The organism is Streptomyces sp. S6 (assembly GCF_054880855.1).
This window is the reverse complement of sequence record NZ_JBTYMC010000277.1, coordinates 1-8,942: the sequence shown is the minus strand read 5'-3', so window position 1 is coordinate 8,942 and position 8,942 is coordinate 1. Positions and strand designations below refer to the sequence as shown.

Sequence of the window (8,942 nt, the reverse complement as noted above, 5' to 3'; positions counted from 1 at the left end):
TACGGCGCGGACGACCCCGCCGCCGCCGTGCGCGGCCTGCGCGCCCAGGCCGAGGCGGCATGCGACCACCGGGCCACGGGCAGGTGAACGAACCCCTCGACAACACCCTTCGGGGCTGATCAAGACCGCCGGATCTGCGAGGATGGACGGCGAAATCCAGAGTGTGAAACAGCAGTGAGGAGAGCGCCGTGTCGGGTATGTCGGCGGGCCGGTCGGCCATGCGGATGGGACCCGCAGAGCTGGTGCAGGCGGCGGCCATGGCCCGCCGCTTCTACCTGGAGGGCAAGTCCAAGATCCAGATCGCCGAGGAGTTCGGCGTCAGCCGCTTCAAGGTGGCCCGGGTCCTGGAGACCGCTCTCGAACGGGATCTCGTCCGCATCGAGATCCGCGTGCCGGCCGAGCTGGACGCCGAGCGCTCGGACGCGCTCCGGGCCCGCTACGGCCTGCGGCACGCCGTCGTGGTCGAGTCCCCGGCCGACGCGGAGGAGTCCCCCGACCCCGAGAACCTGGGCGAGGTGGCCGCCGACCTGCTCGGCGAACTCGTCGACGAGGGCGACGTCCTCGGACTCGCCTGGGGCCGCTCCACCATCAACATGGCGGCGGCCCTCGACCGGCTGCCCCCGTGCACGGTGGTGCAGCTGACGGGCGTGTACGACGCGGGCACCGCCGAGCGCGGTTCGGTGGAGGCGGTCCGCCGGGCGGCCCAGGTCTCCGGCGGCGACGCCCACCCCATCTACGCGCCCATGCTGCTGCCGGACGCCGCCACGGCCGCCGCCCTGCGCAGCCAGACCGGGATCGCGCGCGCCTTCGAGTACTTCGACAAGGTCACCGTCGCCTGCGTCTCCATCGGCTCCTGGGAGCCGGGCATCTCCACGGTCCACGACATGCTGACGGACGAGGAGCGGGCCCACTACTCCTCCCTCGGCGTCGCGGCCGAGATGTCCGCGCACCTCTTCGACTCCGAGGGGCGCCGGGTCGGCCGGGACCTCGGCGAGCGGTGCATCACCGTCAAGGCGGACCAGCTCCGCCGGATCCCCGAGGTCGTCGCGATCGCGGGCGGACAGCGCAAGGCCGCCGCGATCGACGCGGTCCTCAGGTCGGGTCTGGTCACCAGCCTCGTCACGGATACCTCGGCGGCGGACTACCTGATGACGGCGGGCCCGACGCCGAAGTCCGCGCTGAGCCGGACCGACCCGGACGGGGTCTGACAGGTCACGCGGGGACGGCCGTGGCAGCATCTACGGCATGCTGCTGCGGTTCGTCTTCCGGGTTCTTCTGTGCGTACTCGTCCTGGTCGGGGGTGTCGCCGGGTGCTCGGCGGGTCATCACACGAATGGCGCGACCGGTCACACGACCGGTCGTCCCACGAACGACACGTCCGGGCGTTCGACGCATGACACGTCCGGCCTCGCCACCGTCAAGGCCACCGACCTCCCCGCCGAGGCCCGTAAGACCCTCGCCCTCATCGACAAGGGCGGCCCCTACCCCTACTCCCGCGACGGCGTCGTCTTCGGGAACTTCGAGGGGCGGCTGCCGAAACAGAAGCGCGGTTACTACCACGAGTACACCGTGAAGACCCCCGGCTCGCGCGACCGGGGCGCCCGGCGCATTGTCACGGGACAGGGCGGCGAGATCTACTACACCGATGATCACTACGACACGTTCCGGACGGTACTGAAATGACGGACATCGCGATCGACCTCGACGGCGTCACCGACCGGGCCGGGCTGATGGACCGTTTCGCCGACGGCCTGAACCTCCCCGACTGGTTCGGCCGCAACTGGGACGCGCTCGCCGACGTCCTGCGCGACGTCCCCGGGGAGCGGCGGATCGTCGTCCGCGACTGGCGGGCGTACGCCAAGGCGAAGCCCGGGGAGTGGGAGATCGCGGTGGAGATCTTCGAGGAGGCCGAGCCGCAGGTCCTGCTGGCCCTGTAGAAAGCTCCAGGGGGTCTCGCCACAGCCTGGACGTTTCTCCCGGAGTGCGATCCGGGTCCCGCGTGGGAGACTCAAGTACGTGCGTTTTCTCAATGACATCAAGCCCGCGTACGACCTGACCTACGACGACGTCTTCATGGTGCCCAGCCGCAGCGCGGTCGGCTCGCGCCAGGCCGTGGACCTCCGCTCACCGGACGGCACGGGGACGACGATCCCGCTGGTCGTCGCCAACATGACCGCGATCGCGGGGCGCCGGATGGCTGAGACGGTCGCCCGGCGCGGCGGGCTCGTCGTCATTCCGCAGGACATCCCGATCGACGTCGTCACCGACGTCGTCCGCTGGGTCAAGAGCCGGCACCTCGTCCTCGACACGCCGATCGTGCTCACCCCCCAGCAGACCGTCGCCGACGCGCTCGCCCTGCTGCCCAAGCGCGCCCACAACGCCGGGGTCGTCGTCGACGAGGAGCGCCGGCCCGTCGGTGTCGTCACCGACCAGGACCTCACCGGTGTCGACCGGTTCACGCAGCTCTCCGAGGTCATGTCCCGTGACCTGCTGCTCCTCGACGCGGAGATCGACCCGCGCGAGGCGTTCAACACGCTCGACGCGGCGAACCGGCGGTACGCGCCGGCCGTCGACGGCGACGGCAAGCTCGCCGGGATCCTCACCCGTAAGGGCGCCCTGCGCGCCACGCTGTACAGCCCTGCCGTGGACGACGCGGGCCGGCTGCGGATCGCCGCCGCCGTCGGGATCAACGGGGACGTCGCGGGCAAGGCCAAGCAGCTGCTCGACGCGGGGGTCGACACCCTCGTCATCGACACGGCCCACGGGCACCAGGAGTCGATGATCAGCGCGATCCGGACCGTGCGGGCGCTGGACCCCCAGGTGCCGATCGCCGCCGGGAACATCGTCTCCGCCGAGGGCGTGCGGGATCTGATCGAGGCGGGCGCGGACATCATCAAGGTCGGGGTGGGCCCCGGCGCGATGTGCACGACCCGCATGATGACCGGCGTCGGCCGGCCGCAGTTCTCCGCCGTCCTGGAGTGCGCCGCCGAGGCCCGCAAGCACGGCAAGCACGTCTGGGCCGACGGCGGTGTCCGCCACCCCCGTGACGTCGCGATGGCGCTCGCCGCCGGGGCGTCCAACGTGATGGTCGGCTCCTGGTTCGCCGGGACGTACGAGTCGCCGGGCGACCTCCAGCAGGACGCGAACGGGCGCCTGTACAAGGAGTCCTTCGGCATGGCGTCGGCGCGTGCCGTCCGCAACCGCACCTCCGACGAGTCCGCCTACGACCGGGCCCGCAAGGCCCTGTTCGAGGAGGGCATCTCGACGTCCCGCATGTTCCTCGACCCGGCCCGGCCGGGCGTGGAGGACCTGATCGACTCCGTCATCGCCGGGGTGCGGTCGTCCTGCACGTACGCGGGGGCGGGCTCGCTGGCCGAGTTCGAGGAGAAGGCCGTCGTCGGGGTCCAGAGCGCGGCGGGGTACGCGGAGGGGAAGCCGCTGCACGCGAGCTGGAGCTAGGCGCTTCGCTGTGAGGGCGGGAGGGGTTGTCGGTCGGCTTTCCCGCCGTCGTGGCTGGTCGCGCAGTTCCCCGCGCCCCTAGAGGCGCTGCGCGCCATGAGAGGGCTCGGATTGTGGTGCGCCTGAGGCCACGGAAGGTTGTGCCGAGGACTTCGCCCGGTAGGAAGTGGTGGGCCCGTCGGTCACTCGGAGGTCCGTTGGACCGGTTAGGCCATGCACCGCCCCGAGTTCAACGGCCTGCCCGTCTGGCCTGGGCCGCTGCGCTCGCAAGGCGTCGGGACGGTGCTGATCCGGGCCGCCGAGGAAACTCGCGCTCGCTCGGCGTGGACGGCGTCCGGCGTGCGTGCTCCTCACCAACGTGCTGAGCTGCTGAGATTCCCCCGGGGCGTGGTCTACTGCGGTATGTGTTGAACGACCTGGACGAACGTATCGTGCACGCCCTCGCGGAAGACGCCCGGCGGTCCTACGCCGACATCGGGCAGCTTGTCGGGCTGTCGGCGCCTGCGGTGAAGCGGCGGGTGGACCGGCTGCGGGAGAGCGGGGCGATCACCGGGTTCACCGTGCGGGTCGATCCGGCGGCGCTGGGGTGGGAGACCGAGGGGTTCGTCGAGATCCATTGTCGGCGCAACACCTCGCCGGAGACGATCCGGCGGGGGCTGGAGCGGTATCAGGAGGTGGTGGCGGCGTCGACCGTCACCGGGGACGCCGATGCCGTCGCGCAGGTCTTCGCCTCCGACATGCGGCATTTCGAGCGGGTGCTGGAGCGGATCGCGGGGGAGCCGTTCGTGGAGCGGACGAAGTCGGTGCTGGTGCTGTCGCCGCTGCTCAGGCGGTTCTCGCCCCGATAACAGGGGTCACGCAACGAATCGCCGCCCCACCCCCGCACGACGCAACGATTCGCTCACCTGTGTGCAATGGGTGCCTATTGTCGGCCCGGCCGGCCCGACCGTACCGTCTATCTGGCCCCCCGACCCCCCCTCCACCCCAGGTGAGGACACGCATGCGCATCGCCCTGCTCCAGAGCTCCGGACGCCCCGGAGCGGTCGAGGAGAACCTCAAGGTGCTCGGCGAGGCGGCCGGGCGGGCGGCGGAGGCGGGCGCGGAGCTGCTGGTCGCGCCGGAGATGTTCCTGACGGGGTACGCGATAGGCGCGGACGTCGCACGGCTCGCGGAACCGGCCGACGGCGAGTCGGCGGACGCGGTCGCGGACCTCGCGGCGCGGCACGGGCTGGCGATCGCGTACGGCTACCCCGAGCGCGTCGGCGACGCCGTCTTCAACTCCGCGCAGGTGATCTCGGGCAGCGGCGACCGGCTCGTCAACTACCGCAAGACCCACCTGTTCGGCTCCTTCGAGCGCGACTGGTTCACGCCGGGTGAACAGCCCGTCGTCCAGGCGGAGTTGGGCGGGCTGACGGTCGGGCTGATGATCTGCTACGACGTCGAGTTCCCGGAGAACGTCCGCGCGCACGCCCTCGCCGGCACCGACCTCCTGATCGTGCCGACGGCCCAGATGCACCCCTTCCAGTTCGTCGCCGAGTCGATGATCCCGGTACGGGCGTTCGAGAGTCAGATGTATGTCGCGTACGTCAACAGGGTCGGTGAGGAAGGGGAGTTCGACTTCGTCGGGCTGTCCGTGCTCGCCGGTCCCGACGGAGTCGCCCGCGCCCGCGCGGGCCGGGACCAGGAACTCCTCCTCGCCGACGCCGACCCCGCGTTCCTCGCCGCGTCCCGCGAGGCGAACCCGTACCTCGCCGACCGGCGGCCGGGCCTGTACCACTCCCTGACCCGCTGAGCACTCCGCTGGAGACGCGGGGACGGGCCGTCGGTCGTCTCCGGCGTCGTCGTGGCCTGTCGCGCGGCGGAGCCGCAGATCGGAGACGGTCCCGCGCCCCTTCAGGACGCTCTCCAACCGCAGTCAACCTCACCAAGACCGCTTAGGAACCCGTACCCCGATGACCTCCATGGTGCCCAACGCCGTCGAGCACACCGACCCGCAGCAGCCCCCGATCACCATGTTCGGGCCCGACTTCCCGTACGCCTACGACGACTTCCTCGCGCACCCCGCCGGGCTCGGGCAGATCCCGGCGACCGAGCACGGCGCCGAGGTCGCGATCATCGGGGGCGGGCTCTCGGGGATCGTCGCCGCGTACGAACTGATGCGGATGGGGCTCAAGCCGGTCGTGTACGAGGCCGACCGGATCGGCGGGCGGCTGCGGACGGTCGGCTTCGAGGGGTGCGACCCCTCGCTGACCGCCGAGATGGGGGCGATGCGTTTCCCGCCGTCCTCCACGGCCCTCCAGCACTACATCGACCTGGTGGGACTTGAGACCCGGCCGTTCCCCAACCCCCTTGCGGAGACGACCCCTTCGACGGTCGTCGACCTCAAGGGCGAGTCGCACTACGCCGAGACGATCGACGATCTCCCGCAGGTCTACCGGGATGTGGCGCAGGCGTGGGCCAAGTGCCTTGAGGAAGGCGCCGAGTTCAGCGACATGAACCGCGCGCTGCGGGAGCGGGACGTGCCGCGGATCCGGGAGATCTGGGCGCGGCTCGTGGAGCGGCTCGACAACCAGACCTTCTACGGATTCCTGTGCGCCTCCGAGGCGTTCAGGTCGTTCCGGCACCGCGAGATCTTCGGCCAGGTCGGGTTCGGCACGGGCGGCTGGGACACCGACTTCCCCAACTCGATCCTGGAGATCCTGCGCGTCGTCTACACCGAGGCGGACGACCACCACCGGGGCATCGTCGGCGGCTCGCAGCAACTGCCCCTGCGCCTTTGGGAGTCGGAGCCCGACAAGCTCGTCCACTGGCCCTACGGGACGTCGTTGAAGACCCTGCACGTGAACGGGGAACCCCGGCCCGCCGTCACCCGGCTGCACCGGACCGCCGGGAACCGGATCACCGTCACCGACGCGGACGGCGAGATCCGTACGTACCGGGCGGCCGTGTTCACCGCGCAGTCCTGGATGCTGCTGTCCAAGGTGGTGTGCGACGACGACCTCTTCCCGGTCGACCACTGGACCGCCATCGAGCGCACCCACTACATGGAGAGCTCCAAGCTGTTCGTCCCCGTCGACCGGCCGTTCTGGCTCGACAAGGACCCGGCGACCGGGCGGGACGTCATGTCGATGACCCTCACGGACCGTATGACGCGCGGGACTTATCTGTTGGACGACGGTCCCGGCAAACCGGCCGTCATCTGCCTCTCCTACACCTGGTGCGACGACAGCCTCAAGTGGCTGCCGCTGTCCGCGAACGAGCGGATGGAGGTCATGCTGAAGTCCCTCGGCGAGATCTACCCGAACGTCGACATCAGGCGGCACGTGATCGGCAGCCCGGTGACCGTCTCCTGGGAGAACGAGCCTTATTTCATGGGCGCGTTCAAGGCCAACCTGCCCGGCCACTACCGCTACCAGCGCCGCCTGTTCACCCACTTCATGCAGGACCGGCTCCCCGCCGACCGGCGCGGGCTGTTCCTCGCCGGGGACGACATCTCCTGGACCGCCGGGTGGGCCGAGGGAGCCGTACAGACCGCGCTCAACGCCGTGTGGGGGGTCATGCACCACTTCGGTGGGGAGACCGATGCGGGCAATCCGGGGCCGGGGGACGTGTACGACGAGATCGCGCCGGTCGAACTTCCTGAGGACTAGCGGGGGTTGGGCGGCGCCCTCAAGGGGCGCGGGGCCGCATCTGATATGCGGCTGCCGCCGCGCGGGCGCGACCGGCCACGACGGTGCCGCAGACACTCGACGGCCCATCGCCGCACTTCCCGCGGAGCGCTCAGCGGGGGTTGGGCAGCGGGGTGAGCAGCATGCGGCCCGCCAGGCCCACCGCCGCGTCCAGCCGTTCGGTGAACTCCTCGGTGAGATCCGGGAACCGGCGCAACGCCCACAGCGCACGCGCCGCCGACCAAGTCGCCGACCTGGCCCGCTCCAGGCTCCACGAACCCATCAAGTGGGTGAGCGGGTCGGCGAGTTGGAGCAGGTCCGGGCCCGGCATCAGCTCCTCCCTGATCCGCTCCTCCAGCGTCACCAGAATGTCCCCGACCTGGTCGAACTCGTCCTCCAGGTCGGCCGGTTCACAGTCCAGGCCGTGACAGGTGTCCACGATCGCCAGCACCAGGTCGTGCCCGATGTGCGCGTTGATCCCCGACAGCGCGAACTGGAGGGGCCGCACACCCGGATGCCTGCGCATCTGGAACAGCGGGCGCCAGCAGGCGGGTGGACGACGGTCGCCGTCCACCGCCTCGACGGCGTCCAGATACCGCCGCGCGAACCGCACGTCCAGCGCCACCGCCGCGCGCACGTCCACGAACCCGCCCCCGTCGATCCGCCGGTCCACCTCCTCGGTGACCGCCAGATAGACCCGGTTGAACACGGCGACCCCGTCCCGCGCGGGCAGCCCCGCATCCAGGTCCCGCATCCGGGCGATCACCGCGTCTACGGCGGACGACGTGAAGTGCTGCAACTCGGGCATGGGGGAAGAGTGCCAGTGGCGGGGCGGGTTTGAGGGGTGGCTGCGGGGGGCTTCGCCGGAATGGGGGATGGGGGGTACGGCCGTCGGTATGCGGGGGTGGGGGTGTCGGGGGAGCGGGTGGTCGCGGGGGCGAGGGGATTGTGGGTCGTGCGGGGGTGGGCGCTCGTGGAGGGGGCGGGGATCGGAGAGGGGCTGCTCGCGGGGCGCGCTCCGCGCGGGGCTGGTCGGCTTTCGTGACGCGGACGCTCGGCTTCCGGCCGTCGGCCCGGGGCGGCTTCCGTGTGCCTGCCCTCGGACTCCTGCTCCTGGCCTTCGACCTCCGGGCCTCGATGCTCTCGGCTCTGGCCTCCGGCGTGGCCGGCTCCGGTGACACGTCCGCGTGCCACCCCCGGGCTCTCCTTCGGCCGGCTCCCGTGTCACTCGCGCATGGTCCCCGATGCCGGTCCAGCCGGTTTCCGTGCCTCCTCGTATGGTCTCGGCTGCCAGTCCGGCCGGCTTCCGTGGTACTTGAGGGGTCCCGTCACGCGTGCGCGAGGCTCGGCGGCTCATCCGGCCGGTACCGCGCCGCCCACGCATGGCCTCGGCCGCTTGCCTGGCCGGGTCCCGTGTCGCCTGCATGCAACCTCCGTTGGCTCGCCTGGCCGGCTGCCGCGGTGCTTGAGGGGTCTCGTCACGCATGCGCGAGGCCCGGCGGCTCGTCCGGCCGGGTCCCGTGTCGCCCACACGCAACGTTCCTCGGCTCGTCCGACCGGTTTCGTGCCGCCTGCATGCAACGTTCGTCGGCTCGTCCGGCCGGGTCCCGTGTCGCCCACACGCAACGTTCGTCGGCTCGCCCGGCTGGCTTCCGTGGTACGAGGGGTCCCGTCACGCGTGCGCGAGGCTCGGCGGTTCGTCCGGCCGGTACTGCGCCGCCCACGCACGGCCTCGGCCGCTTGCCTGGCCGGGTTCCGTGCCGCCTGCACGCAACCCCCGTCGGCTCGCCCGGCCGGGTCCCGTGCCGCCCACCC

8 protein-coding genes are annotated in these 8,942 nt (G+C 71.3%); 7 read left to right on the top strand and 1 reads right to left on the bottom strand.

What is annotated here, in order from left to right; all coding sequences use genetic code 11:
* Nucleotides 1-197: 197 nt before the first annotated feature.
* From ACVNF4_RS28050 to ACVNF4_RS28020, 7 genes are all read left to right on the top strand, one after another.
* Nucleotides 198-1,208, top strand: a complete 1,011-nt coding sequence (locus ACVNF4_RS28050) for a sugar-binding transcriptional regulator (RefSeq protein WP_461805672.1) — start codon at nucleotides 198-200, stop codon at nucleotides 1,206-1,208.
* A gap of 37 nt (nucleotides 1,209-1,245) precedes the next feature.
* The gene (locus ACVNF4_RS28045; protein ID WP_461805671.1) at nucleotides 1,246-1,683 is read left to right on the top strand and encodes a guanyl-specific ribonuclease; all 438 of its coding nucleotides are present in this window, start codon (nucleotides 1,246-1,248) and stop codon (nucleotides 1,681-1,683) included.
* Nucleotides 1,680-1,937, top strand: a complete 258-nt coding sequence (locus ACVNF4_RS28040) for a barstar family protein (protein ID WP_461805670.1) — start codon at nucleotides 1,680-1,682, stop codon at nucleotides 1,935-1,937. The genes ACVNF4_RS28045 and ACVNF4_RS28040 overlap by 4 nt, the downstream gene beginning before the upstream one ends.
* Nucleotides 1,938-2,016: 79 nt before the next feature.
* Nucleotides 2,017-3,459 carry a GuaB1 family IMP dehydrogenase-related protein gene (locus tag ACVNF4_RS28035; RefSeq protein WP_461805669.1) on the top strand — a complete coding sequence of 481 codons (1,443 nt, stop codon included), beginning with the start codon at nucleotides 2,017-2,019 and terminating at the stop codon, nucleotides 3,457-3,459.
* A 404-nt stretch (nucleotides 3,460-3,863) separates the two neighbouring features.
* A complete protein-coding gene (locus ACVNF4_RS28030) occupies nucleotides 3,864-4,307 on the top strand; it encodes an Lrp/AsnC family transcriptional regulator (protein ID WP_461805668.1) in 444 nt (147 codons plus the stop codon).
* A gap of 152 nt (nucleotides 4,308-4,459) precedes the next feature.
* On the top strand, nucleotides 4,460-5,251 hold the full coding sequence (locus ACVNF4_RS28025) for a carbon-nitrogen hydrolase family protein (RefSeq protein ID WP_461805667.1): 792 nt from the start codon (nucleotides 4,460-4,462) through the stop codon (nucleotides 5,249-5,251).
* A 160-nt stretch (nucleotides 5,252-5,411) separates the two neighbouring features.
* Nucleotides 5,412-7,109 (top strand): flavin monoamine oxidase family protein, encoded by a 1,698-nt coding sequence (locus tag ACVNF4_RS28020; RefSeq protein ID WP_461805666.1) that lies wholly within the window; start codon nucleotides 5,412-5,414, stop codon nucleotides 7,107-7,109.
* Nucleotides 7,110-7,239: 130 nt separating this feature from the next.
* Here ACVNF4_RS28020 and ACVNF4_RS28015 read toward each other — a convergent pair whose 3' ends face one another.
* A complete protein-coding gene (locus ACVNF4_RS28015; protein ID WP_461805665.1) occupies nucleotides 7,240-7,935 on the bottom strand; it encodes a DUF5995 family protein in 696 nt (231 codons plus the stop codon).
* Nucleotides 7,936-8,942: the final 1,007 nt, after the last annotated feature.

Excerpts from the sequence above, each read along its gene's own strand:
- ACVNF4_RS28040 (WP_461805670.1), top strand. The coding sequence starts at position 1,680 with ATGACGGACATCGCGATCGACCTCGACGGCGTCACCGACCGGGCCGGG.
- ACVNF4_RS28050 (WP_461805672.1), top strand. The coding sequence starts at position 198 with ATGTCGGCGGGCCGGTCGGCCATGCGGATGGGACCCGCAGAGCTGGTG.
- ACVNF4_RS28015 (WP_461805665.1), bottom strand. The coding sequence starts at position 7,935 with ATGCCCGAGTTGCAGCACTTCACGTCGTCCGCCGTAGACGCGGTGATC.
- ACVNF4_RS28045 (WP_461805671.1), top strand. The coding sequence starts at position 1,246 with ATGCTGCTGCGGTTCGTCTTCCGGGTTCTTCTGTGCGTACTCGTCCTG.
- ACVNF4_RS28025 (WP_461805667.1), top strand. The coding sequence starts at position 4,460 with ATGCGCATCGCCCTGCTCCAGAGCTCCGGACGCCCCGGAGCGGTCGAG.
- ACVNF4_RS28020 (WP_461805666.1), top strand. The coding sequence starts at position 5,412 with ATGACCTCCATGGTGCCCAACGCCGTCGAGCACACCGACCCGCAGCAG.